22 protein-coding genes and 1 pseudogene are annotated in these 23535 nt (G+C 72.8%); 4 read left to right on the top strand and 19 right to left on the bottom strand.

Features of this window, described 5'->3' with window-relative positions:
- Positions 1–2: 2 nt before the first annotated feature.
- The 6 genes from ACTMS0_RS21100 to ACTMS0_RS21075 form a co-directional block, all read right to left on the bottom strand.
- Entirely contained in the window at positions 3–959 is a 957-nt protein-coding gene (locus ACTMS0_RS21100) for a LamG-like jellyroll fold domain-containing protein (protein ID WP_441156958.1), read from the bottom strand.
- A gap of 106 nt (positions 960–1065) precedes the next feature.
- On the bottom strand, positions 1066–1815 hold the full coding sequence (locus ACTMS0_RS21095) for an ABC transporter ATP-binding protein (protein WP_441156957.1): 750 nt from the start codon (positions 1813–1815) through the stop codon (positions 1066–1068).
- Positions 1805–2545, bottom strand: a complete 741-nt coding sequence (locus ACTMS0_RS21090) for an ABC transporter ATP-binding protein (protein WP_441156956.1) — start codon at positions 2543–2545, stop codon at positions 1805–1807. Before ACTMS0_RS21090 ends, ACTMS0_RS21095 begins: the two co-directional genes overlap by 11 nt.
- Positions 2542–3729 carry a branched-chain amino acid ABC transporter permease gene (locus tag ACTMS0_RS21085; protein WP_441156955.1) on the bottom strand — a complete coding sequence of 396 codons (1188 nt, stop codon included), beginning with the start codon at positions 3727–3729 and terminating at the stop codon, positions 2542–2544. The genes ACTMS0_RS21090 and ACTMS0_RS21085 overlap by 4 nt, the downstream gene beginning before the upstream one ends.
- Positions 3713–4600 (bottom strand): branched-chain amino acid ABC transporter permease, encoded by an 888-nt coding sequence (locus ACTMS0_RS21080; RefSeq protein ID WP_441156954.1) that lies wholly within the window; start codon positions 4598–4600, stop codon positions 3713–3715. The genes ACTMS0_RS21085 and ACTMS0_RS21080 overlap by 17 nt, the downstream gene beginning before the upstream one ends.
- 6 nt (positions 4601–4606) lie before the next feature.
- Positions 4607–5830 carry an amino acid ABC transporter substrate-binding protein gene (locus ACTMS0_RS21075; protein WP_441156953.1) on the bottom strand — a complete coding sequence of 408 codons (1224 nt, stop codon included), beginning with the start codon at positions 5828–5830 and terminating at the stop codon, positions 4607–4609.
- A gap of 116 nt (positions 5831–5946) precedes the next feature.
- Here ACTMS0_RS21075 and ACTMS0_RS21070 point away from each other — a divergent pair, with 116 nt between their 5' ends.
- The gene (locus ACTMS0_RS21070; RefSeq protein ID WP_441156952.1) at positions 5947–6579 is read left to right on the top strand and encodes a LacI family DNA-binding transcriptional regulator; all 633 of its coding nucleotides are present in this window, start codon (positions 5947–5949) and stop codon (positions 6577–6579) included.
- A complete protein-coding gene (locus tag ACTMS0_RS21065; protein ID WP_441157054.1) occupies positions 6533–7015 on the top strand; it encodes a substrate-binding domain-containing protein in 483 nt (160 codons plus the stop codon). The genes ACTMS0_RS21070 and ACTMS0_RS21065 overlap by 47 nt, the downstream gene beginning before the upstream one ends.
- Before the next feature lie 635 nt (positions 7016–7650).
- Here the strand turns inward: ACTMS0_RS21065 and ACTMS0_RS21060 are convergent.
- Positions 7651–8721 carry a MerR family transcriptional regulator gene (locus ACTMS0_RS21060; protein WP_441156951.1) on the bottom strand — a complete coding sequence of 357 codons (1071 nt, stop codon included), beginning with the start codon at positions 8719–8721 and terminating at the stop codon, positions 7651–7653.
- A gap of 146 nt (positions 8722–8867) precedes the next feature.
- Between ACTMS0_RS21060 and ACTMS0_RS21055 the strand changes: the two genes are divergently transcribed.
- The gene (locus ACTMS0_RS21055; protein ID WP_441156950.1) at positions 8868–9323 is read left to right on the top strand and encodes a hypothetical protein; all 456 of its coding nucleotides are present in this window, start codon (positions 8868–8870) and stop codon (positions 9321–9323) included.
- A gap of 40 nt (positions 9324–9363) precedes the next feature.
- Here ACTMS0_RS21055 and ACTMS0_RS21050 read toward each other — a convergent pair whose 3' ends face one another.
- The 11 genes from ACTMS0_RS21050 to ACTMS0_RS21000 form a co-directional block, all read right to left on the bottom strand.
- Positions 9364–10473: an FAD-dependent oxidoreductase gene (locus ACTMS0_RS21050; RefSeq protein ID WP_441156949.1), complete on the bottom strand. Its 1110-nt coding sequence runs from the start codon at positions 10471–10473 to the stop codon at positions 9364–9366.
- Positions 10474–10563: 90 nt separating this feature from the next.
- Complete coding sequence (locus tag ACTMS0_RS21045) at positions 10564–11451, bottom strand: HpcH/HpaI aldolase/citrate lyase family protein (protein WP_441156948.1); 888 nt, start codon at positions 11449–11451, stop codon at positions 10564–10566.
- Positions 11452–12639, bottom strand: coding sequence for a CaiB/BaiF CoA transferase family protein (locus ACTMS0_RS21040; protein WP_441156947.1), 1188 nt, complete (start codon positions 12637–12639; stop codon positions 11452–11454).
- Positions 12636–14597, bottom strand: a complete 1962-nt coding sequence (locus tag ACTMS0_RS21035; RefSeq protein WP_441156946.1) for an SUMF1/EgtB/PvdO family nonheme iron enzyme — start codon at positions 14595–14597, stop codon at positions 12636–12638. Before ACTMS0_RS21035 ends, ACTMS0_RS21040 begins: the two co-directional genes overlap by 4 nt.
- Positions 14594–15532 (bottom strand): ribokinase, encoded by a 939-nt coding sequence (locus ACTMS0_RS21030; RefSeq protein ID WP_441156945.1) that lies wholly within the window; start codon positions 15530–15532, stop codon positions 14594–14596. Before ACTMS0_RS21030 ends, ACTMS0_RS21035 begins: the two co-directional genes overlap by 4 nt.
- A complete protein-coding gene (locus ACTMS0_RS21025; RefSeq protein WP_441156944.1) occupies positions 15529–16935 on the bottom strand; it encodes an ADP-ribosylglycohydrolase family protein in 1407 nt (468 codons plus the stop codon). Before ACTMS0_RS21025 ends, ACTMS0_RS21030 begins: the two co-directional genes overlap by 4 nt.
- Entirely contained in the window at positions 16932–18131 is a 1200-nt protein-coding gene (locus ACTMS0_RS21020; RefSeq protein ID WP_441156943.1) for an ADP-ribosylglycohydrolase family protein, read from the bottom strand. Before ACTMS0_RS21020 ends, ACTMS0_RS21025 begins: the two co-directional genes overlap by 4 nt.
- A 2-nt stretch (positions 18132–18133) precedes the next feature.
- Positions 18134–19426: an ABC transporter substrate-binding protein gene (locus ACTMS0_RS21015; protein ID WP_441156942.1), complete on the bottom strand. Its 1293-nt coding sequence runs from the start codon at positions 19424–19426 to the stop codon at positions 18134–18136.
- Positions 19427–19456: 30 nt separating this feature from the next.
- The gene (locus ACTMS0_RS21010) at positions 19457–20296 is read right to left on the bottom strand and encodes a carbohydrate ABC transporter permease (RefSeq protein WP_441156941.1); all 840 of its coding nucleotides are present in this window, start codon (positions 20294–20296) and stop codon (positions 19457–19459) included.
- Position 20297: 1 nt separating this feature from the next.
- Complete coding sequence (locus ACTMS0_RS21005; protein ID WP_441156940.1) at positions 20298–21233, bottom strand: carbohydrate ABC transporter permease; 936 nt, start codon at positions 21231–21233, stop codon at positions 20298–20300.
- A complete protein-coding gene (locus tag ACTMS0_RS21000; RefSeq protein WP_441156939.1) occupies positions 21230–22297 on the bottom strand; it encodes a LacI family DNA-binding transcriptional regulator in 1068 nt (355 codons plus the stop codon). The genes ACTMS0_RS21005 and ACTMS0_RS21000 overlap by 4 nt, the downstream gene beginning before the upstream one ends.
- 256 nt (positions 22298–22553) lie before the next feature.
- Between ACTMS0_RS21000 and ACTMS0_RS20995 the strand changes: the two are divergent.
- A pseudogene (locus tag ACTMS0_RS20995) lies at positions 22554–22676 on the top strand (peptidoglycan-binding domain-containing protein); the annotation flags it as partial.
- A 109-nt stretch (positions 22677–22785) separates the two neighbouring features.
- Here the strand turns inward: ACTMS0_RS20995 and ACTMS0_RS20990 are convergent.
- Entirely contained in the window at positions 22786–23445 is a 660-nt protein-coding gene (locus tag ACTMS0_RS20990; RefSeq protein WP_441156938.1) for a hypothetical protein, read from the bottom strand.
- Between the last annotated feature and the right edge of the window lie 90 nt (positions 23446–23535).

The raw sequence follows: 23535 nt of genomic DNA, 5'->3' as shown, positions 1-23535 counted from the left end.
GGTCAGCGGGCCATGTAGCGGTACTGCTTCTCGACGTCGCTCGCCGAGACCACGCTGTCGAGGAACATCAGGGCGTCCATGCGGCAGTCGCACGGGTTCCGCTCCAGCGTGTCCTGCGGGAAGCTCCCGCCGATCTTGATGCCCCGGGGGTCGGAGGCGGTGGTCACGTGCGGGCCGGGCCCCGACACGAGCCACGGGTCGTCGGTACGGGTGTAGAAGCCGTCCAGCGGCTCACCGTTGCGGTAGAGCGCCAGAGCGCCGGTGCTGAAGTCGAAGGTGGCGGCGAGGTGGACCCACTCCCCCTTCGGCAGCAGGGTGCGCCAGTCCTCGCTCGCGGCGAAGGTCTGCGAGTTGCCTCCGTCGAGGCGCCGGCCCAGCGCCACGAGGCGAAGCTCGCCGTTGACGTCGATGAGCTCCAGCAGCGCGCGGACGCCGTGGCCGTCGGAGTCACCGGTCAGCACGCCGGCCAGGCCGATGGCGTTGAACCGGTCGGTCGGGTTGGCGGTGGTGGAGTTGAGCGCCGGGGCGTCCATCTCCATCTTGAACCAGCCCATCACCGTGGTGCCCCCGGTGCCGGCGAAGGGCCGCAGGGTCCGTACGCCGCTGGACGACCAGATGCCGGCCTTCCAGTCGTCATTGCCGGCCTGGGCGGGGTTCACCTGGCTGGTCTGCAACGCGTCGCCGCTGCCCGGGTAGGCGTGGTCGGCCACGCGCATGTCGGCGCCGCCGTTGACGAGTTCGATCTCGGTCCCGGAGCGGCCCTGGTCCCGCTCCAGCGCCGCGTCGCCCTCGACCGGGTGGTCGAAGTCGTAGAAGGCGACCAGGCTCGATCGCAGGTGCGGGTGGACGTCCCGCGGGTTGGTCCGGTCCGCCTGCGCCGGGGCCGCCCCGGCGCTCGCCAGCACACCGGTCGCCAGTACGGCGGCGGTGGCGACGGCGAGCCGTCTCGTTCTGGTCATCGCGTACACCTCGTTTCAGCTCCCGCGGGAGCCCGCAACCGCTTTCGGAAGCGCTTACGTGCTCACGCTCCAACTTTCGTGTGTGCCGCTGGTACGTCGGGGTGTGTTACCGCTTCGGAGTCGCCGTGGGCTCGGCGGGCCGTCCGCCGAGGTACAACTCGCCGAGCTGCGGGTCGGCCAGCAGTTGCGGCGCCGGCCCGGAGATGTGCACCCGACCGAGGTCGAGCACGCAGCCGAGGTCGGCGGTCTCCAGCGCCCGCCGGGCGTTCTGCTCCACCAGCAGCACCGCCGTACCGGCGTCGCGCATCCGCACGACCTGCTCGAAGACGGTGGTGGTGGCCTTCGGGTCCAGCCCCATGGACGGCTCGTCGAGGAGCACGACCTTGGGGTTGACCATCATCGACCGGGCGAACTCCACCTGCTTCTGCTGGCCGCCGGAGAGCAGCCCGGCGAGGGAGTTCCACCGCTGCGCGACCACCGGGAAGACCTCCTTGACGAAGGCCGTCCGCTCGGCGATGAGCGCCTTGTCCTTCAGCGTGTAGCCGCCGAGCAGCACGTTCTCCGCCACGGTCATCTCGCGGAACACGCTGTGGCCCTGCAGGACGTGCGCGACGCCGGAGGCGAGCATCCGCTGCGGGCCCTGCCCGGTCACGTCCACGCCGCCGACCAGGATCTTCCCGGAGCGGGGCTTGAGCAGCCCGCTCGCGACCTTCAGGACGGTGGACTTGCCGGCGCCGTTGGGGCCGACGAGGCAGACGATCTGCCCGGCGGGCACCGAGACGGTCAGGCCGCGCAGCACCGGCGCGGCGCGCCCGTAGCCGGCCTGGATGTCGACGAGTTCGATTTCAGACGCCAAGGTAGGCCCCCAGCACGCGTTCGTCGGAGCGGATGAGCGACGGCGGCCCCTCGGCGATCGGGCGGCCACGGTCGAACACCACGATGTGGTCACTGACGCTCATCACGAGGTCCATGTTGTGCTCGACGATCACGAAGGTCCGCCCCTCGGCGTTGAGCTCGCGGACCAGGGTGCCGATCCGGTCCAGCAGCGCCGGGTTGACACCGCCGGCCGGCTCGTCGAGCAGTACGGTCTCCGGGTCGCTCATCAGCACGCCGGCGAGCTCCAGCAGCTTCTGCTGACCCCAGGACATGTTGCGGGCCTCCACGTCGGCCAGGTGCTCGATGCCGAGGCGGGTGAGCCAGCCGCGCGCCCGGTCGACCTCCGCGCGGGCGCGGGCGCCGCGCAGCAGGCCGGCCAGGCCGACCGGCCGTACGGCCGCGAGGACGTTGTCCAGCGCCGTCATCCGGGGGAAGACCCGGCACAGCTGGAACGTACGACCCACGCCGGCGCGGACGATGGAGTGCGGTGCCGCGCCGGTGATGTCCCGCCCGCGGTAGGTGACCTGCCCACCGTCCGGCCGGATCATCCCGGTGACGCAGTTGAAGAAGGTGGTCTTGCCCGACCCGTTGGGGCCGATGAGGGCGTTGACCTGGCCGTGGCGGAACTCGACGGTGGCGCCGTCGAGCGCAACCACCCCGCCGAACGCCTTCGTCAGGCCGTCGGTCGCCAAACTCCGTACGTCGCTCATGCCCGCTCCTCCGTCGACGGTTGCCGCGCGCCGGCGGTGCTGGCCGCCGTGGCGTCGACCGGTTCCCGCTGCGCCGCCGGCGCGGCGGCGGCCCGTTCGTCGCGCAACTGCGCGGCCGTGACCTCACGGATGGAGCTCTGCGCCGGCCGCATCCGGTTGAGCAGCGAGCCGAGCGCCGGCAGCACACCGTCGGGCATGAAGAGCACGACCAGGGCGAGCAGCAGACCGGTCGCGACCAGGTGCAGCTGTGTGTCGCCGAACTCCACCTTGAAGTACTCCAGTCCGACGCCGACGACCAACGCGCCGACCAGCGGGCCGAACAGGTTCCGCACTCCGCCCAGCAGCGCCATCAGCACCAGGTAGGAGCCGGTGAGGATGGAGAACTGGAAGACCGGGTCGAGGTCGCCGAACCACAGCGCGTAGAGCCCGCCGCCCAGGGCGGTGAAGGCCGCCGAGACCACGAAGACCACCAGCTTGTACGCGAACGTCGGCGTGCCCAGCGCCTCCGCCTTGTCCTCGTCCTCCCGGATCGCCTTGAGCCCGAGACCGAACCGCGAGCGGTCGATCATCCACCAGGCCAGCAGCGCGAGCACGAGCAGGCCGGCGAACAGGTAGTAGAAGACCCGGTGGTGCTCCGGACGGAGCAGGTCCGGGAATGGTCGCGGCACGACCAGTCCCCGCGATCCGCCGGTGACCGACGCCCAGCTCTGGAAGACCAGCAGCAGGATCAGCACCAGCGCGATCGAGACGATGACGAACGACGCCCCGCGGACCCGCAGTGCGGCGAATCCGATCGGTACGGCGAGGGCGGCCGCCAGCAGCGCCGCCACCACCAGGGCCACGAAGCTCGGCAGGCCGGCCTTCGTGATCAGCAGGGCCGTGCCGTAGCCGCCGAGGCCGGCGAGCGCCCCGTGACCGAGGGAGATGTAGCCGGTGAACCCGCCGACGAAGTTCCACGACGTTGAGAGCACCGCGTAGTTGAGCACGACCACACCCGCCGAGAGGATGTACGGGTTGGGTGCCAGGGACGGGAAGGAGAGCACCGCGGCGGCGAGCAGCACGACCGCGACCACCTTGACGACGCGGTCAACGGTGCGGCGCTCGGTCGTCGCCGCCCCGGTGGGCGGGGCGGTCGGCGCCGAGGTGGTCGCCGGTGCCGTGGTCGGCTCAGAAGCGCTGGGCAAGGCGACCTCCGAAGAAACCTTGTGGCCGGAACGCCAGGGTCGCGAACAGGGCGAGGTAGAAGATCGTCTGCGCCCAGGTCGTACCCAGCGGGATCTGCAGCAGGCTCTGCAGCATGCCGAGCACCATCGCGGCCATCGCGGCTCCGGGTACGCTGCCCAGCCCACCCACCACGATGATCGCCATCAGCGGGCCGATCCAGTGCCAGTGCAGCGACGGATAGATGGTGGTGTCGAGGGCGAGCGCCGTACCGCCGATGGCCGCGGTGGCGAGCCCGAGGCCGAAGCCGTACCCGGCCACCCGCTCGGTCTCGATGCCGACCAGCCGCGCCGCGTCACGGTGCTGGATGGTCGCGCGAAGCGCCCAGCCGAACGTCGTCTTCTTCATCAGCAGGTAGAGGGTGAGCAGGGCGACGGCGGCCAGCCCGAACGCGATCAGCTTGACGACCGCGACGCGGGCGCCGAAGATCCCGAAGCTCGCCGACCCGTAGCCCAGCTGGATGCGCCGCTGGGTGCCGGTGAAGACGTAGCCCAGCAGACCTTCGATGAGGACCGCGATCGCGAAGGTCAGCAGGACCGACATCATCGTCAGCGTGACCGGGCGCAGCCGGGCCAGGAGCAGCCGCTGCAACAGCACGCCGCAGGCGAAGAAGAGCGGCACGGTGACGATCATCGACAGCAGCGGGTCGACGCCCAGCCGGCTGTGGGACCACCACGCGAGGTACGCGGCGAGGATGAGGAACGCCGAGTGTGCGATCATCACGACCCGCATGATTCCGAAGTAGAGGGTCAGGCCCGCTGCCAGGAGGGCGTAGAGCCCTCCCAGCAACAGACCCAGGATGATGCTCTGGAAGAGCAGGGCACCAGAGGGCATGACGTCCTACCAGGCCGGCTTCGGGTAGACGAGCTCGGTCTCCTTGGCGTCGGCCGGCAGCACGATCTGGATCTTGCCGCCCACCCACTGCTGGATCATGTGGGCGCCCTTGGGCTTGCCCGTCTCGTCCCAGGAGAGCGGACCGACCACCGTCTCCACGGTGTTGGTGCGGACCCACTCGACCAGCTTCTTCTGGCACTCGCCCTGCTCGGCGCACCCGACCGCGGTGACCGCTGCCGCGACGACCTGGCCGGTGGTGTACGCGTTGGCCTCGTCCTCCTCGGGCGGCGAGCCGAACTGCGCGGTGTACTTCTCGACGAACTCCGTGTTGCTCGGGTACTTCGCGTCCTGCGTGTACCCGGTCGGCGAGATGATCCCCTCGGTCTTGTTGCCGATCGCCGCGGCGAACTCGGGGTTCGTCGGGGCGGTGGAGAACGCGGCCAGCTTCGGCTGGTACTTGAGCTGCTGGAGGGCGACGATGAGGTTCACGCCGTCCTGATACTGGGAGCCGCCCACCACCATGTCGGCCTTCGACGCCGCGATCTTCGCCGCGATGCTGCCGAAGTCGGTGGTGTTCGGCGGGTAGACCTCGTTGACGACGGTGCGGACACCGCCCGCCTCGAGCTTCTCCTTCAGCCCGTACGCCGTGCCCTGCGCGAACGGGTCGTCCATGGCCGCGTACGCCGCGGTCTTCGGCCGCTGGTCCGGCGGCAGGGCGAGGATGTACTCGGCGAGGTGGTTGTAGTGGTCGTTGGCCACCGCCGGGGCGGCGTAGAACAGGTTCTTGAAGCCCTGCTGGAAGACCTCCTTCGCCGCGCCCGCAGGCTCGACGAAGAGCATGCCGTACTCCTCCGCGACGCGGGCCGCGGGCACGACGAGGCGGGTCGAGAACGGGCCCACCACGAGGTCGACGTTGTCCTTGCCGATCAACTGCTCGTAGTCGGCGACCACCCGGTCGGCGTTGGACTGGTCGTCGAGGATCTTCAGCTCGACCTTGCGGCCGAGCAGGCCACCCTTGTCGTTGGTGATCTTGGCCCAGGCCTCGTAGCCGCGCTGGACGCCCTTGCCCGGCTCGGAGAAGTCCCCGGTCAGCGGCAGGGAGATCCCCACCACGATCGGGTCATCGGCCCCGGCCGATCCGCCGCCATCACCACCGCAGGCCGTCAGAGCGAGGGTGAGGCTCGCGCCGACTGCTGTCATCCACTGGATTCGCTTCAATCGGGTTGTCATCCCGAGACGCTCCTTTGCCGGGACGGAAGCGCTTACGAAAGCGCTTTCGTAGACTAGGCTGTGGTCGGCGTCACTGGCAATAGTCAGATGACAGGGAAGTTTCCGGGGAGTTGCCGATGCCCAAGCCTGGCCCGAGGCTGCGCCTCATCGACGTGGCGGAGCGCGCCGGTGTCTCGCTGGCGACTGCGTCCCGCGCCCTCGCCGGGCGGGACGGAGTCAGCGAGGAGGTGGCCCAGCGGGTCCGGCAGGTGTCCCAGGAGCTGGGGTACGTGGCCAACCCGTACGCCCGGACCCTCGCCGGCGGTGCCAGCTCCACCGTCGGGCTGGTCGTCCACCAGGTGGACGACCCGTACTTCTCCGAGATCGCCGGCGGGGTCATCCAGGTCGCCGCCGACGAGGGGCTGCTGGTGCAGATCTGCCACTCCGGCCGGGACCCGGACGCGGAGCTGCGGCAGCTGCGCCACCTCATCGCGCAGCGAGTGGGGATCATCCTCATCGCCGGTTCCGGCTACGACGACACCCGGGTGGAGGCGGAGGCCCGAGCCGAGCTCGCGGAGTTCCAGAGCCAGGGCGGCCGGGTCGCCGTAATAGGCCGGCACGCCCTCGGCGTCGACGCGGTCCTGCCCGACAACGAGGCCGGCGGCCGAGCGCTCGCCCGGGGTCGCCGCCGGCACGGCCGGCCTCACCACCGTCGCCGACCGGCTGGCCGGAGTCGCCTCGGCGCTGCGGCAGCACGGGCTCTCCCTTGACGACCTTCCGGTCGTCCACTCCGACTTCACGCGCGACGGTGGCCGGGTGGCCGCCGAGCGGATCCTCCGCCACCACCCGGAGACCACCGCGATCGTCGCGCTCAACGACGCCATGGCGATCGGCGTGCTGTCGACGTTGCGCGCGCACCGCATCCCGGTGCCCGAGCGGATGTCGGTCGTCGGATTCGACGACGTCTCCGTCGCCGCCGACCTCGCCCCCAGCCTCACCACCATCCGGCTGCCGATGACCGACATGGGTCGGATGGCGCTCTCACTCGCGCTCAAACCCCGGTCGACCCGCCCCCGGCGCCGCCCGACCGGGCACCTCCTGGTGGTACGCGACTCGACCGGGCCCGCCCCGGCGGCGCTGCCGCCGGCAGCCCGCGCCGACGGCCACCGCCCGGAGCCCGGGACCCTGACCCGGCCCACCGCGTAGAAGACCGGCCCGGTCGTCATCGCCCGGTCGCCGTCGCCCGGTGGTCATCGCCCGGTGGTCATCGGTTCCGTGGTCATCGGTTCGGTCGGGGCGCGTGCGGTGGACACGCTCAGCGGGGGCGGTCGGGAGCCCGACGGTCGATCCCGCGCGGAGGGCGCACAGGTCCGTTCTGCCTAGCGGTCGTTGTGCCCCGGTCCGACCGGCTGCGGGGCGGAAGGCCCTCACCCGGCGCCTGTCGAGCTGCCCCGTCTGTGAGACCAGCCGCTGCCGCACCATCCGTCCTCGCGGACCCCGACGAATCCGGCCTCCTGGACGGTCGTCCCGCAGATCTCGGACATTTGCCGTCCGCCGCGGACGGTAAATGTCCAAGATCTGGATCTGCCCTGGCTCGGCGGGCGCTGCCCCGTTCGTGGGGGCAGCTCGACAGGGACGGAGCAGGCCGTCCGCGACGCCGTCGCGGTGCCGGCCACCCTCGGGGCCGTGGCGGTGCCGGCCACCCTCGGGGCCGTGGCGGTGCCGGCCATCCTCGGGCACCGGGGGCATCCGGCGACCGGGCCGGGGCTCGACCGCACCGGAGGCGCCCACCATGCCGGCCCTCCGCCCGGGGACGCAGCGAAGGGCCGGCGAGGTGCGCGTCAGGCGGCGACGACGTCAGCGACGACGCAGGCGATGTTGTCGGGTGCGCCGTGCTCGTACGCCAGTTCCGTCAGCCGATCCACGACGTCGCCCGGGTCGGCGGCCGTGCCGAGGGTCGCGGACAGCTCGGCCCGGTCGAGGACCGCGGAGAGCCCGTCCGAGCAGAGCAGGTAACGGTCGCCGACGACCGCCGTACGCAGCGCCAGGTCGGCCTCCACCGGGGTGCCGCCGGCCCCGATCGCCCGGACCAGCAGGGCCCGCTGCGGGTGGGTGGCGGCCTCCTCGGCGCCGAGCGCACCCTGGTCGACCAGCGACTGCACGTACGTGTGGTCCCGGGTCAGCTGGGACAGCTCGCCGCCCCGCAGCACGTACGCCCGGGTGTCGCCGACGTGGACCAGCGCGAGCCGGCTGCCGCAGCGCAGCAGCGCCGTCACAGTAGTGACCGGCTGGTGGTCCTCGGCCGCCGCCCGGCGGACAACGCGGTCGACGTCGGCGACCGCGTCGGCCAGCAGGGTGAGCAGTTCGGTGGCCGGAACGTCGGCGGGCTCCAACGCCCTGAGGGCGTCGATGGCGGCGGCGCTGGCAGCGGCACCGCCGGGTCCCCGCATGCCGTCGGCGACGGCGAGCAGCTGCGAGCCGGCGTACGCGGTGTCCTCGTTGCTGTCCCGCACCGTTCCGGTCTCGCAGCGGACGGCGTAGCGGAGGCCGAGGGTCTGGTTCGGGTCGGACATGGTCGTGTCCCTTCCGGAGAGGAGGTCCACGAGGTGGGTGGCGACGCGGCTGCGGGCCGCGGTGTCCGCCGTGACGTGCTGCCACCAGCTGCGGACCGCCTCGGCCGCCCCGGCCGGCGGAAGGTCGCACACCCTGCGGATCTCCGCGAGCGGCATACCGATACGGCGAAGCGTGGCGATCAGCCGGGCCCGGTCCAGTTGATCCGGCGTGTAGAGCCGGTAACCGGATTCGGGGTCGACCGCGGTGGGCGGCAGCAGTCCCATCTCGTCGTACAGGCGCAACGCCTTCGGCGTCAGGCCCGCCGCCCGGGCGAACGCCCCGATGGTCAGCAGTTCCACGTCGACATCCTCCTCGCACCGGCCACCGCGGCCGGCACGCCCCAGGCTGGGCCTTCCCCGAAGGTCAAGGTCAAGGAATGCCGAACAGAGGGCGCCTCCCCGCATACTGGCCGGCGAACCGGTCCCGCCCGAGAAGAGGCAGCGCCATGCCGACCCCGTACCGCCCCTCGATCCTGCTCCCGTCACTTCTGCTGGTCCTGGCCACACCGGTCGCGGCCTGGTGGCTGATCGGCGACCTGACCAGCGGCCAGGCCCGGCGGCTCGCCGCCGAGGGCACCGCCCTCGACTACACGGTCCGCCCGGTGAGCCTCGGCGCGGCCGGGGACCGGATCGTCGGCGTCCTCGCCTGCGTAGCCGCCCTGGTCGCCCTCGGCGTGCTGGTGCGCGGCACCGTCGTACGCCAAGTGGATCCCCGATGGTGGGCGGTGCTGCTGCCGCTCGTCGCGGCCGGCGCGCTGGCCGGCTACGCCGGGCGGGTGCTGACCGCCGGGGTGATCGGCGCCAACATCGGCGCGGGCCTGATCGTCCTGACGGGCGGCCCGGTCCTGGTGGTCCTGCTGGTGGTCGCGGCGGTCGCGGCGTGGCGGCTGCGCGGCCGGTGACGACACGGACTGCTCACGGGCAGCGTTGGAGTCGGCGTGGCTACGCGGCGGGTGCCGCCGTCAGGAGAGCGCGCAGCTCCCGTACCGCTGACCGCCCGGCACGGTTCGCGCCGACGGTGCTCGCGGACGGCCCGTAGCCGACGAGGTGGATCCGCGGGTCGGCGACCACCCGGGTGCCGTCCATGACGATGCCGCCGCCGGGCCCGCGTAGCCGCAGCGGAGCCAGGTGGTCCAGCGCCGGCCGCCAGCCGGTGCACCACAGGATCACGTCGGCCTCCAGTCGCGCGCCGTCGCGCCACTCCACGCCGTCGGGGGCGATCCGGTCGAAGATCGGCCGGCGTACGAGGACACCGCGCTCGCGGGCCTGCGCCATCTGCGGCGTCCACGGCAGGTCGATGACGCTGGCGACGCTTCCCGGCGGCAGGCCGGCGCGTACCCGTGCCTCCACCTTGGCGACGACGTCGCGTCGGTACTCCTCCGTGTATTCCGACCGGTCACGGAACACCGGCGGTCGGCGCGTGACCCAGGTGGTCGCCGCTGCGACGTCGGCGATCTCGGCCAGGAGCTGCACGGCCGACGCTCCGCCACCGACCACCACCACGCGCTTCCCGGCGAATTCTTGCGGCCCGCGGTAGTCGGCGGTGTGCAGCTGCCGCCCGCGGAACGTCTCCTGACCCGGATAGTGCGGTACGAAGGGTCTGGTCCAGGTGCCGGTGGCGTTGATCAGCGCTCGCGTAGTCCACGTGCCGTGATCGGACTCGACCAGCAGCCTTCCGTCGTCGTTGTCCCGGACGGCCGTGACGGCGACCGGCCGCCGTACGTCGATCCCGAACTCCTTCTCGAAGGAGGCGAAGTACGCGGGCACTGCGTCGGCGGCCCGTTCGTCGGGCGCCGGCGGCGGGAAGCGCAGCCCGGGCAGGTCGAAGATCCCGTGCACCGTCTCCATCCGCAGCGTCGGCCACCGCTCCTGCCACGCCCCACCGGGTGCCGGGGCGGCGTCGAGCACCGCGAAGTCGAGACCGGAGGCGCGCAGGTGGTAGGCGCTGGACAACCCCGCCTGTCCCGCCCCGATGACCACGACGTCCGTTTCTGGCACACCCTGGACAACGGTGCGGCCGACGCCGACCATCCCGGCAGCGATGGATCTCACAGGCTCTGACGATCTTCGAAACACCCTGGTCAGGCATGGTCTGTTTCGGCAGATCGCGGACATCGACTGCTGGGCGAACCTGGATCGTGCCTATGCTCCCGCACAGGTGCCGGCCGTCGGCGCTCTGCCATGGACAACGCCGGGTCGGCGCGGCGCAGCCCAGGCGGCGTAGCGGGCAGCCAGGTCGACGGTCCGCCGGGCGGCGGCCACCATCGCCCGGTCAGCGAACCGGCCGTCCGGCAGCACCACGGTTCCCGAGTCCCGGGTCTGCGCCTCGGCCACCGCGGCCAGCAGTTCCTCGGCCCGGGCCACGTCCCCCTCGGCCGGGCGGAACGCCTCGGCGATCACCGGTAGTTGCCGGGGGTGGATGGCGGCCCGGCCGAGAAAGCCGAGGCGCCGGCCGACCGCGCAGGAGGCGGCCAACCCGTCGGCGTCGGCGACGTTGGCGTACACCGACATGGCCGGCGGGGGCAGGGCGGCCGCGCGGGCGGCGACCACCACCCGGCCGCGCGCCCAGGCCAACCCGGCGTCGTCGACACCCAGGTCCGACCGGAGGTCGGCCTCGCCGAGACCGACCGAGGCGACCGCCGGGTGGGCGCTGGCGATGGCGTACGCGGCCTCCAGGCCGAGCGCCGACTCGATCAGCGGGTGCAGCGGGGCGTCTACCCGGCCGGCCAGCGCGGTGACGCTCGCCGGTGACTCGACCTTCGGCAGCCGCAACCCGGCCAGCCCCGGCCGGCCGGCGACCGCGGCCAGGTCGGCGTCGACGTCCGGGCCGGTCAGCTCGTTGACCCGCACCTGCACCGGAACCGGGTGCGGCTCGGCGAGGAAGTCGGCGACCGCGTCCCGCGCGTACGCCTTGCGACCGGCGACCACCGCGTCCTCCAGGTCGAGGATGACCGCGTCGGCGCCGGAGGCGACCGCCTTGGCGAACCGGTCCGGCCGGTCGCCGGGGACGTAGAGCCAGGTCAGCAGCACTCAGATCACTCCCTTGTCGCGGAGTGCGGCCAGGTCGGCGTCGTCGAGGCCGAGGGCGCGGAACACCTCGTCGGTGTCCTGGCCGTGCCGGCGCCCGGCGTGCCGGATCTCCCCCGGGGTGTCGGAGAGCCGGAACGGCACGTTCTGCATCCGCACCTCCCCCAGCTCCTCGTCGGGCACGGTGCGGACGGTGCCGAGCGCGGCGTACTGCGGGTCGGCGAGGATGTCCCGTACGTCGTAGACCGGGGCGACCGCCGCCTCGGCCGCCTCGAACGCGGCCACCACCTCGTCCCGGCCGCGCTGGGCGACCCAGGCGCTCACCGCGGCGTCGAGTTCGTCGGCGTGCGCGGCCCGGCCACTGCCGGTGGCGAACCACGGCTCGTCGATGAACTCGGGGCGGCCGACCAGCCGCATCACCCGCTCGGCGATGCTCTGCGCGCTGGTCGACACCGCCACCCACCGCCCGTCGGCGCAGCGGTAGGTGTTGCGCGGGGCGTTGTTGTTGGAGCGGTTGCCCAGCCGCGGCTGGATGTAGCCGAGCTGGTCGTACCAGGTGATCTGCGGGCCGAGCATCGCCATGATCGGCTCGATGATGGCCAGGTCCACCACTTGACCGGTGCCGGTGAGGTCACGGGCGCGCAGCGCCAGCATGACCGCGTAGGCGGCGGCCAGCGCGGTCACCGAGTCGGCCAGCCCGAACGGCGGCAGGGTCGGTGGACCGTCGGGTTCCCCGGTGGCGGCGGCGAAGCCGCTCATCGCCTCGGCGAGGGTGCCGAATCCGGGCCGGCGGGCGTACGGGCCGACCTGACCGAAGCCGCTGATCCGGGCGACCACCAGCCGGGGGTTGACCGCGTGCAGCTCGGCCGGGCCGAGCCCCCACCGTTCCAGCGTGCCGGGGCGGAAGTTCTCCACCAGCACGTCGGCGTCGGCGAGCAGCCGGCGCAGCAGGTCGGCACCGGCCGGGTCGGACAGGTTGCAGGTGACGGTGCGCTTGTTGCGGCCGAGCACCTTCCACCACAGGCCGACGCCGTCCCGGGCCGGGCCGTGCCCGCGCGACGGGTCCGGCTTGGCCGGGTGCTCCACCTTGATCACGTCGGCGCCGAAGTCGCCGAGGAACGCCGCGGCGAGCGGCCCGGCGAACAGGGTGGCCAGGTCGACGACCTTCACGCCGGCCAGGGGCGCGGTCAACGGGACTCCCCCGAGTCGGACGCCAGGTCGGCCGCGCAGCGGAAGCCGACCTGGTCGGAGCGGGTCAGGCCGGCGCCGAGCAGCAGCAGCTTCACCGACACGTCCGGGGGCTGCGGGCCGCCGTCGAGGTACCAGTCGGAGCCCTCGGCACGGTACGCGGCGCCGCCCTTGAGGATCGCGAACCGAGTGCGGCCGTCGGAGTGCTCGCTCTCGGTGAGGTTCCACACCAGCGGTTCCCGGCGGGCCAGCAACCCCGCCTCCGCGGCCACCTGCCACTCGTCCTCGGTGGGCAGCCGCAGTCCGGCCCACGCCGCGTACGCCCGCGCGTCGGCGAGCTCCACCCCGGTGACCGGGGCGTCGGCGGGCCCCTGCCCGGCGGTGAACCGCTCGGGACGCACCGGGCGGTAGCCGGTGGCGCGCAGGAACTCGGCGTACTGGCCGTGGGTGACCTCGTGGGTGTCGATGGCGAATTGGCCGAGCCGGACGCTACGGCGCAGCGTGCCGGTGTGGTGCAGCCGGGGTGGCAGCGGCTTCCACTCGTCCACGTACGGGGTCTCGCCGTAGAGCCCGGTCTCCCGGACCCGGTGGCGGACCAGCAGCTCCCGCCGGCCCCCGTCGACGGCGACCATGCCCGACGGCACGGCGGCGCGGGGCGCCCACGGGGTCCGCACGCGCACCGCAGCGCGGACCGGGAAGGACGGGTCACCGACCGGGGCGGGGTGCGCCGGCAGGCCGGCGTCGGTGGTGGCGACCACGGCGGCGATCGCCCCGGCGGGCAGCGGCCCGCCCACGGCCACCCGGCCGTCGGCGGTCGGGATGACGGTCAGCTCCGCGCCGGTGACCAGGTCGACGAAGCGGCGATCAGCCCGCGGCTCGGTGACCAGCCAGGGCCCATCGTGGTCATCACCCCGGTTCACCACCGTCCACAGTGACTCGTCGTCGTGCGTCCAGCGAGACGCGTACACCCGGCCCTCGCCGGGGTGGTCGGCGAGCGGGACCCAGTCCTCGGCGCGCAACCACGCGGCGTGGCTGGTCTGCACCCGGCGCATGGCCCGCAGGACCGCCCTGTCGCGCTCGTTCCAGCCGACCCAGACGCCGAAGACGCTCTCCCAGACGAGCACCCCGACGCCGTTGAGCCAGGCGGAGTGCAGCTCGTCGAGGTGGCTGCGGTGCCAGCGGCGGGTGTGGTGCAGCACGTGCCGGCGTTCGAACCACTTGGCCCGCAGCACGCCGGGCACCTCCGAGTCGGCGAACCACTGCGCCCAGGACATCGCGTGGTCGGCGACGCGGGCCAGTGGCACCCGACTCTCCCCCTCCAGTACCAGGCCGGGGCGGACGGCGTCCAACTCGCGGCGCAGCTCGCCGGCGCCCTCCTTGAGGGTGTCCAGGAAGACGCCGTCGACACCGAGCTTGCCGGCGAGGGCGGCGACCTCCTCGGCGTCGGTGCCGGTCTCCCGCCGGGTGCCGGTGTCCCACGGGTTGTAGTCCACGAACACCCGCACCCCGCGCCGTTGGAAGGCGCGCACCACCTCGGACAGCTCCGGCACGTCCCGGTAGAAGTCGAACTGATTGCGGTCGTCCAGGCCGATCACCGGGTACGCGTGCCAGAGCACGACCCCGTCGTAGCCGCCGAAGTCCCGCTCGGCCGCGTCGAGGAACTCCTCGACGGTGAAGACGCCCCGCTCGTGGTCGTAGAGCGTCTCGTCCCACAGCCAGGCGAGGCAGACGGTGAAGCAGTCACCGGGTATCTCGTCGTAGTGGGCGCCGGTGTAGCCGATCCGCTCCCGGGCGTCGGCCCGCCAGCGGGTGAGCTGCTCGCGCCAGGCCGGCCACTCGGCCGGGTCGGCCGGAGCCGCGAAGATCTTCGCCTCGTCCAGGGTGGTCAGGTCGGCGTGCACGCCGAGCGGCACCTCGGTGGGCCGGTCGATCGGGCGCGGCACGTACGGGTTGAAGCTCACTCGGTACCTCGGTAGGTCGTGGCGTACAGGGCGTCGATGGCGGCCCGCTCGGGCAGGGCCGTCGACGCGCCGGGGCGCTGCGCGCAGGCGGCGCCGGCGGCACACGCCCAGCGCAGGGCGTCGGTGACGGCGTCCGCGTCCAGCACCCCGCCGCGCTCGGCCCAGCCGACCGCGAGCGCGCCGGTGAACGCGTCACCGGCGGCGGTGGTGTCCACCGCGTCGATCACCGGCGCCGCGACGGTGCGCCGCACACCCTGGCGGTCGGCGTACGCGGCGCCGCGCGCGCCGAGGGTGAGCACCACCCGGGGCACCAGCGCCAGCAGCGCGTCGAGCAGCGCCGCCGGGTCGTCGGAGAACATCCCGGCGACGACGGCCGCTTCGTGCTCGTTGACGACCAGCACGTCGACCAGGTCGAGCAGCTCCACCGGCAGCGGGGCGGCCGGGGCGGCGTTGAGCACCACCGTGGTGCCCCCGGCGCGGGCGAGGTCGGCGGCCCGGACGACGGTGGGCAGCGGTACCTCCATCTGGAGCAGCAGCACGTCGGCGGCGCCGATCGCCGCCCGGTCGGCGGCGTCGAGATCGGTCAACGCGGCGTTGGCGCCGGGGGCGACGACGATGAAGTTCTCCGCGGCCTGGTCGACGGCGATCAGCGCGACCCCGGACGGGCCGGGGGCGGTGCGCAGGCCGCGCACGTCCACCCCCGCGCCGGTGAGGCTGTCGCGTAGCTGCCGGCCGAACTCGTCGCTGCCGACCGCGCCGACGAACTCGCAGGCGGCACCGGCCCGGGCGGCCGCGACCGCCTGATTGGCGCCCTTGCCGCCGGGCACGGTGCGGAAGTCACCGCCGAGCACCGTCTCGCCGGGGCGGGGCAGCTGCGGTGTGCTGACCACCAGGTCCAGGTTGGCACTGCCGACCACGACCACCCGCGCGCTCACCGCGTGCCGCCCGAGGTGCTCCCGGCCGACGCGCCGGTCTCGGTGCTCCCGGCCGGCGCGCCGGTCTCGGCGAGGGCGGCGGTCCGGGCGGCCAGCTCGTCGAAGCCGATGCCGTCGAAGCCGGCGATGCTGCTGGCCAGCCGGCCGCGCAGCGGGGCGACCCAGCGGTCGGGCAGCCTGGACGCGCCGGTCAGTGCCCCGGTGACCGCCCCGACGGTGGCGCCGGTGGAGTCGGTGTCCCAGCCGCCGCTGACCACCGCGCAGATCGACCGTTCCAGCTCGCCCCGCCCGTACGCGAGCGCGGCGGCGACCAGGGCGGCGTTGTTGCGGACGTGCACCCAGTGCAGGTGCCCGTGCCGGGCGTACAGCTCGTCCACCACGGCCTCCCAGTCGTCGGTGCCGGCACCCAGCGCCCGCGCCTCGCGGACCGTCACGGCGAACCGGCTGCGAGGCGGCAGCACCGCCTCCCCGGCGTCGAGCACCTCGTCCACGTCGGCGGCGACCGTGGCGGCCGCCGCCATGGCGGCCACCCAGATCGCCCCGTACACGCCGCCCCGGACGTGGCTGACCGTGGCGTCGCGCCAGGCCAGCTCGGCGGCCCGGTCCGGCCGACCCGGGTTGACCCACCCGTAGACGTCGGTGCGGATCTGCGCGCCGATCCACTCCCGGAACGGGTTGTGCCGCCGCGCGGTGGCCGGCGGGGCGAGCCCGAGCAGCAGGTTGCGGTAGGCCACCCGCTCGGCGGTGAAGACCCGCCCGCCCGGCAGCCAGTCCAGCCATGCCTGGGCCACGTCGGCGCTGGTGAACCCCCGCCCGTACGTCTCCAGCACGCGCAGCGCCAGCAGCGCGAAGTTCAGGTCGTCGTCCTCGGGCATGCCGTCGATGTTCTCGGCCAGGCTGGTCGGGGCGCTGCGCCGGTTCCACGGCCACCGGGCCGCCACATCGGCGGGCAGGCCCCGCGCGGTGAACCAGTCCCGCAGCGGCCATCGGCCGGTGGCGACCAGGATCTCCCGGATCCCGTGCCGGGGGATCTTCTCCACCGGCTTGCCGAGCAGGCAGCCCACCGCCCGGCCGAGCCACGCACCGTGCAGCCGGTCGTACGCCGCCGGGCCGGCCGGCAGCGACCAGGTCGCCGGCCAGCCGGCCCGGACGGCGGCGAGGTCGTCCGGTTCGTCGGCGGACGCGGCGGCCGGCAGCGCGTCGGCGGCGTCGAGCAGCTCGGTGGCGACCGCGCGCAACCGCGCCGGGGCCGGGGTGGCCGAGGCGCCGCTGACCGGCGGGGTCAGCTCACCGCCGGCCGCGGTCCACCGCCGCGCGATCTCCCCCACGTCACGGCCCTCGTCCCGGCTGGCCGCGATCTCGTGCGGCAGCAGGTCCTCCGGCTGCACCCAGGTGATTCTCACCGCGTAGCCTCCTGGGCCGCGCCACCCGTCGGCTGAGCCGGCACGGCGGCGGCCGCCGGGCCCCCGGCCAGGCCCGCGAAGCGCTCGGCGCGGCGGGCGAACCGGGCCCGGTCGCGGTCGTAGACCTCGGTGGCCACCGCGGCGAGGGTGCGGGCCGGCTCGACCAGGTCGGTGCGCGAGGCGCTGGCGACCGCCTCGGACCACTCGGCGGGCACCGCCGCCGCGCCGCCGAGCGCCCCGGCGATCGCCCCGGCCATGGTGGCGGTGGAGTCGGCGTCCCGGCCGTAGTTGACCGCGCCGAGCACCGCCGCGCGGTAGTCGCCGCCCGCCACGACGAGCATGCCGATGGCCACCGGCAGTTCCTCGATGGCGTGCAGCCGGCTGGGTCGCCGGGCGCCCAGGCCGGGGTTGCGGTACTCCTCACCCACCGTGTCGTAGGGGGCCACCGCGGCGCGCAGCGGCGCGATGGCGGCCCGCCAGTCGTCGTACCCCCGGGCCTCCTTGACCACCGCGTCGATGGCGGCGCGGGTGCCGTCGCGGGCCACGTCGAGCGCGGCGGTGACGACGTCCTCGACGCCGGCGCCGGGAGTCGCGGCGGCGGCGACCGCAGCGGCGAACACCGCCGCGGCCTCCCGCCCGTAGCTGTGCTGGTGCGCCCCGGCGATCTCCACCGCCTCGGCGTACGCCCCGGCCGGGTCGCCGGCGTTGACGATGCCGACCGGGGCCATGTACATGGCCGCACCGCAGTTGACGATGTTGCCCACGCCGCCCTCGCGCGGGTCGACGTGCGCGTGGTGCAGGCGGGTGACCAACCACCGCTCGGCCGCGGCGAGACGGTGGAAGGTCACCCCCTCCCGCTCCAGGTCCGGGATGTACACCACCCGCTCGATCAGGTCGGGGACGAGCAGCTCCACCACGTCGAAGGCGTCGAGGTGGTCCCGCTTGGCCGCGTACGCCCGCACCAGCGCGTGGGTCATCAACGTGTCGTCGGTGATGTGCCCGTCGCCCTTGTGGTACGGCGCGAGTGGCCGCGCGGTGGCCCAGTCGGCGTGGTACGGGGGCACGATGCCCTCCACCCAGCCGCCGAAGCGGGCGCGGATCTGCTCGGGAAGTGCCGTCTCGGTTGCTCCGCCGAGGGCGTCGCCCACGGCGGCGCCGACGAGACATCCGACCGACTTGTCGAGAAGGAGAGACATCGTTACCTCAGAACCTGCTTGCCACCGTCGACCAGCTGCGTACCGAGCTGGTCCAGAGTGATCTTGTTGGCGAAGTACTGCTGGAGGGCCGGGGTGGCGTACTTGGTCTTCCACTCCGGGTAGCCGTCGGCCATCTGGAACGGGGCGACGGTCAGGTCGGCGGCGCTGTCCGCGGCGACGTCCCAGCCCTGCTTGCCGCCGGTGAGCTTGACCAGTTCCTGGTTGGCCTGCTTGCCGGTGGGCACCAGCCAGTCACCCTTGGCGAGGGTGGCCATGTTGGTCGGGTTGAGGAAGAACTCCAGGAACTGGGCGGCCTGCTTCTTGTGCTTGGAGTCCTCGGCGATCGACAGGGTCTGCGGGTTGGCCGCCTGCTTGCTGGACAGCCCCTTGACCGGCGGCAGGGTGACCCACTCGAAGCCGGCCGGCGCCTGCTCGACCATCTGCTGGCGCAGCGAGACCGAGCCGGGAACCATCGCGTACTTGCCGCCGAAGAAGCCGGGCAGGGTGTCGGCGCCGCTCATGCCGAGGGCTTCCGGGGTGGCGGACTTCGTCGTGTAGATCATGTCGTGGATGCGCTTCGGGACCTCCTTCTCCGCATCGCCGACCTTGACCTCGGTCTTGCCGCCCTCGGTGTAGAAGAACTTGCCGTCGTAGTTGAGGGCGAGGTTCAGCACCCGGTTGGTCGGCGACTTCAGCGCCCACGCCACGCCGTACTGGCCGGGCTTGGTGAGCTTCTGCGCGTTGGCCTGGAACTCGTCCCAGGTCCAGCCGCCGTCGGCCGGCGGCACCGCGATGCCGGCGGCGTCGAGCAGCTTCTTGTTGGCGATGACGACCTGCGACTCCAGCAGGAACGGCACGCCGGTGACCTTGCCGTCGTAGGTGACGGTGTCCCAGATGCCCTGGTCGATCTGGCCCTTCAGGTCGTCGGAGACGAGCTTCGACAGGTCGGCGAGGTAGCCCTGCTTGCTGAACTCGCCGATCGCGGAGGCCTCGTAGTGCACGATGTCGGCGGCGTCGCCGCCCTCGAACGAGGTGAGCAGCTGGTCGTGGATCGAGTTCCAGTCACCCTGGACGTACTCGACCTGGATGTCCGGGTGCTCGGCGTTCCACTTGGCGACCAGGTCCTTGTTGGCCTGCAACGACTCCTTCTGCCAGGCGAGGCTGAGGAAGCGAAGCTTGACCGGGCCGGACGTGCTTTCGTCGTCGCCGCCGTCACCGCACGCGGTGAGTGCGCCGAGGCCGACGACCGCGACCGCGGCGGCCGCGGCGAGTCGACGGAATCTGCTGCGGAACATGGGGGTTACCTCCTCGGTGGTGGGTGGGGGTCAGCCCTTGACCGCGCCGGCGAGCGACCCGGACGAGAGCCGGCGTTGCATGAACGCGAAGAAGATCAGGCTGGGCAGCGTGGCCAGCAGCGAGCCGGCGGCGAGCGGGCCCAGGCGGGCGGTGCCCTCGATACCGACGAACCGGGCCAGCGCGACCGGAAGGGTCGCCAGCTCGGGTGTCTTGATCAGCACAAGGGCGAAGAAGAACTCGTTCCAGGCGGAGATGAACGAGAACAGCGCGGTGGCCACCACGCCGGGGGCGAGCAGCGGGAAGACCACCCGTCGCAGCACCTGCAGCCGGCTGGCGCCGTCGACGGAGGCGGCCTCCTCCAGCTCGCGGGGAATGTTGCGGACGAAGCCCTGCAGCATCCACAGCGCGAACGGCAGCGCCCACACCACGTAGATCAGCACCAGCCCGGCGTGCGTGTTGGCCAGCCCGACCTGCCGCAGCACCAGGAAGATCGGGATGATCAGCAGTACGAACGGGAAGAGCTGGGACAGCAGCACCCAGCCCAGTGCGGCGGTGCCGAGCCTGCTGCGGAACCGGGCCAGGGCGTACGAGGCGGGCAGCGCCACCAGCACGGTGAGCACCGCCGAGGCCAGTGAGACCTGGAGGCTGTTCAGCGCGGCCCGGCCGAGTTCCTGCTCGGTGAACGCCTGCACGAAGTTCTGCACCGTCGGGTTGACCGGCACCAGCGTCGGGTGCAGCTGGACCAGCTCCCGGGGCGGCTTGAAGGCCGTGGAGAGCAGCCAGACCAGCGGGAACCCGAGAAAGATCAGGTACCCGGTCAGCGCGACGTACTGCAGCGTCCGCCCGGTACGGCTCGGCTTTCCGATCATGTCAGTTCGCCTCCCTCAACCGGCGACGGAGATAGACGGCGAGCAGCGCGACGATGATCACGACCATGACGTTTCCGAGTGCGGCGGCGTAGCCGTAGTTGCCGTAGCGGAACGCCTCCTCGTACGCGAAGAGCATCGGCAGCATCGTCTTGCCGCCCGGCCCGCCGGCGGTCAGCACGTAGACCAGCCCGAACGAGTTGAAGTTCCAGATGAAGTCCAGCGAGGTGATCGCCACGATCACCGGCATGAGCGCCGGCAGCGTGACGTGCCGGAACCGGTGCCAGGTGCTGGCGCCGTCCACCGCGGCCGCCTCGTGCAGCTCCCGCGCCACGCCCTGCAGGCCGGCCAGGAGTACGACGGTGGTCTGCGGCATGCCCGCCCAGACCCCGACGATGATCACCGCGGGCAGCGCGGTGCCGAAGTCGCCGAGCCAGTTGGTGCGCAGCCCGTCCGCGCCGACCCGGTGGAAGAACTCGTTGAGCAGGCCGGCGTCCGGGTGGTAGACCAGCTTCCACAGGATGCCCACCACCACCGGCGGCATCGCCCACGGCACCACCGCCAGCACCCGGGCCACGCCGCGCAACCGCAACCGCTGGTTGAGCAGCAGCGCCAGGCCCAGGGCGAGCACGAACTGCAGCACGGTCACCCCGAAGGCCCAGAGCAGACCGACCTTGAAGGAGTTCCAGAACAGCTCGTCGCCGAGCAGTTCGCGGTAGTTCTCCAGGCCGGTGAAGCTCACCTCGACGTTGCGGCCGGCCCGGGCGTCGGTGAAACCGAGATACATGCCGCGCAGCAGCGGGAAGACCGACAGCGCCAGGATGGGCAGCAGCGACGGGAGCAGCAGCAGGTAGATGGCGGTCCGGTCGGAGCGGGACCGGGCGGAGCCGCGGGGCTTTCCGGGCCGCGCGACGTCCGGCCGTTCGGCCACGGCGGTCATGAGCCCACTTCCTCGGTCGACGGGCGGGGCCCCGGCACCGCGGCCCGGCTGGACGCGCGTACGGCGAGGCTCGGCGGCACCTGCTCACGGCGGGGCGGCAGGCTCGGGTCGGCGATCCGGGTCAGCAGCAGCTCGGCGGCGCGCCGACCACGCTCGGCCGAGCCCAGGGAGACGCTGGACAGCTGCGGGAACATCATCTGGGCCAGCTCGGTGTCGTCCATGCCGACCACGGCCACGTCCTCGGGCACCCGGTGCCCGGCGGCGAGCAGCGCGTGCAGCGCCCCGACGGCGATCAGGTCGTTGGCGCAGACCAGCGCGTCCGGGCGGGCCCGGGCCAGCAACCGCTCGGTGGCCGCCCGCCCGGCCGCGTACCGGAAGTCGCCGACCTCGACCAGGTCCTCGTCGAGGTCGATGCCGTGCCGGTCAAGGGCGGCGCGGAAGCCGGCGTCACGGGCAGCGCCGGGGACGGTGTCGAGCGGGCCGTTGACGAAGCCGATGCGCCGCCGGCCGGCGCCGACCAGGTGGTCGACGGCCAGGCCGACACCGTGCCGGGAGTCGGTACGCACGTTGTCCACCGGAGCGTCCGCGCCGAGCTGGCCGACCACCACCACGGGCACCGGGCTCTGCACGAGCGCGGCGAGGTGGTCGTCGGTGACCCGGATCGGCGACAGGATCATCCCGTCGACGTAGCGGTTGGCCAGCCGGCGCAGCAGGTCGGTCTCGTTGGCGATCGACCCGCCGGTGGCGTGCACCAGGAGCTGCCGGCCGGAGGCGGCGACCACCGCCTCGATGGCCCGCATCATCGCCACGTACACCGGGTTGCCGATGTCCTCGACGGCGAGCGCGACCAGTCCGGTGCGCTGGGACTGGAGTGAGCGGGCGATGGCGTTGGGTACGTAGCCGACCTCGGCCGCCGCGGCGCGGACCTTGCGCACGGTCTCCTCGCTGCCGCCGACGCCGTTGAGCACCCGGGAGGCGGAGGCGATGGAGACACCGGCGCGGGCAGCGACGGTGTGCACGGTGGGCCGGCCATCGGTCGACTCCTGTAAACGTTTACGAACCACGCCCCGGCACCTCCATCTGATGCTGTAAACGTTTCCGGGAGTCTGCGCCGCGCCCGCCGGAGAGGTCAAGGGCTCGTTACGAAAATGTTTCCAACACCCACCACCTGGACCGTGCGGGAGCTTCAGATCCTGGCCAACAAGGTCGGCGCCAAACTGGTGGTCGACGGAGTGTTCGGCCCGGCGACGCTGGCCTGGGTGCGCGGCTTCCAGAAGGCCAGGAAGCTGACCGTGGGAGCGACAGTGCGGGGAGCCGAGCGGGACGTTCGACACCCGCACCGAGGCAGGTGTCCGCTGGTACCAGCGGATGCAGGGCATCGACGACGACGGGATCGTCGGCCGGATCACCTGGGCCAAGATGCGGGTGAAGGTCGGTTATTAGACGCCTGAGCCAAGAGATCAACGAGGCGGTCGTAGCCCGGGCCCGGCGGCCCAGCTACGACCGCCGCCCGTGACGGGGCCGGCTGGCACCCGGTCGGGCCGTCCGCCGGCTATCCCGTGACTACGCCGGCCAGCGCGATCGCGGTTGCCGGATCGGACGAGGTCACGGTGCCGAGCGTCGGACGGTTCAGCCGACTGGCCCGGTGGGCGTAGCCGGCGTCATAGTAGGCGAGGAGCAGGGCGACGGCGGTGGCGAGATCATCCGCGTCGAGCGCGGCCCTGATCGGAGCGGCACGGGCAGCGCCCAGCCGGGGTGTGATGCGGTCCAGCGCCCGGTTCCAGGCGGCTGCCGGATGGCGCCGGTAGTCGCGGACGACCCGGGCGATGCGGTCCTCCAGGCGTGGCTCGCGTACCTCGACGCAGGGGGCGGCCCGTAGCGCGCCGATTAGTTCGTGTGGCAGACCGACCGATCCGATGTAGTCTCCCTCGTCCTCCACCCACAGTGGTCGGCCCTGTCTGGCGTCAGCCATGACCCGACGGACGGCGGCCTGGAACGCCCGGTGTGAGGGCTGCGGCATGCCGTCGAGATTGCCGAACGCGGATCCGCGGTGTCCGGCCAGCGCTTCGAGGTCGAGGATCTGCTCGCCGTGTGCCGCCAGCCGGTGCAGCAGTTCGGTCTTACCGCTGCCGGTCGGGCCGGTGAGAACGATGACGGCCGGTGCGCCCTCCGGACTGAAGCGACCGTACGGACGAGCATCCGCTCGAGGCACAGGATCTTCAACCGGAGGACGACTTCCCAAGGTCGGCTATCTCAAACTTCCATTCCGTTTAAAGAGCGGATCTGCATCGCAGCTTGGGCT

Source organism: Micromonospora sp. H33 (genome assembly GCF_052068455.1).
In the GTDB taxonomy this organism is placed as follows: Bacteria; Actinomycetota; Actinomycetes; order Mycobacteriales; family Micromonosporaceae; genus Micromonospora.
The sequence above is the reverse complement of the archived record's forward strand: the minus strand, read 5'-3'. Positions and strand labels throughout refer to the sequence as shown.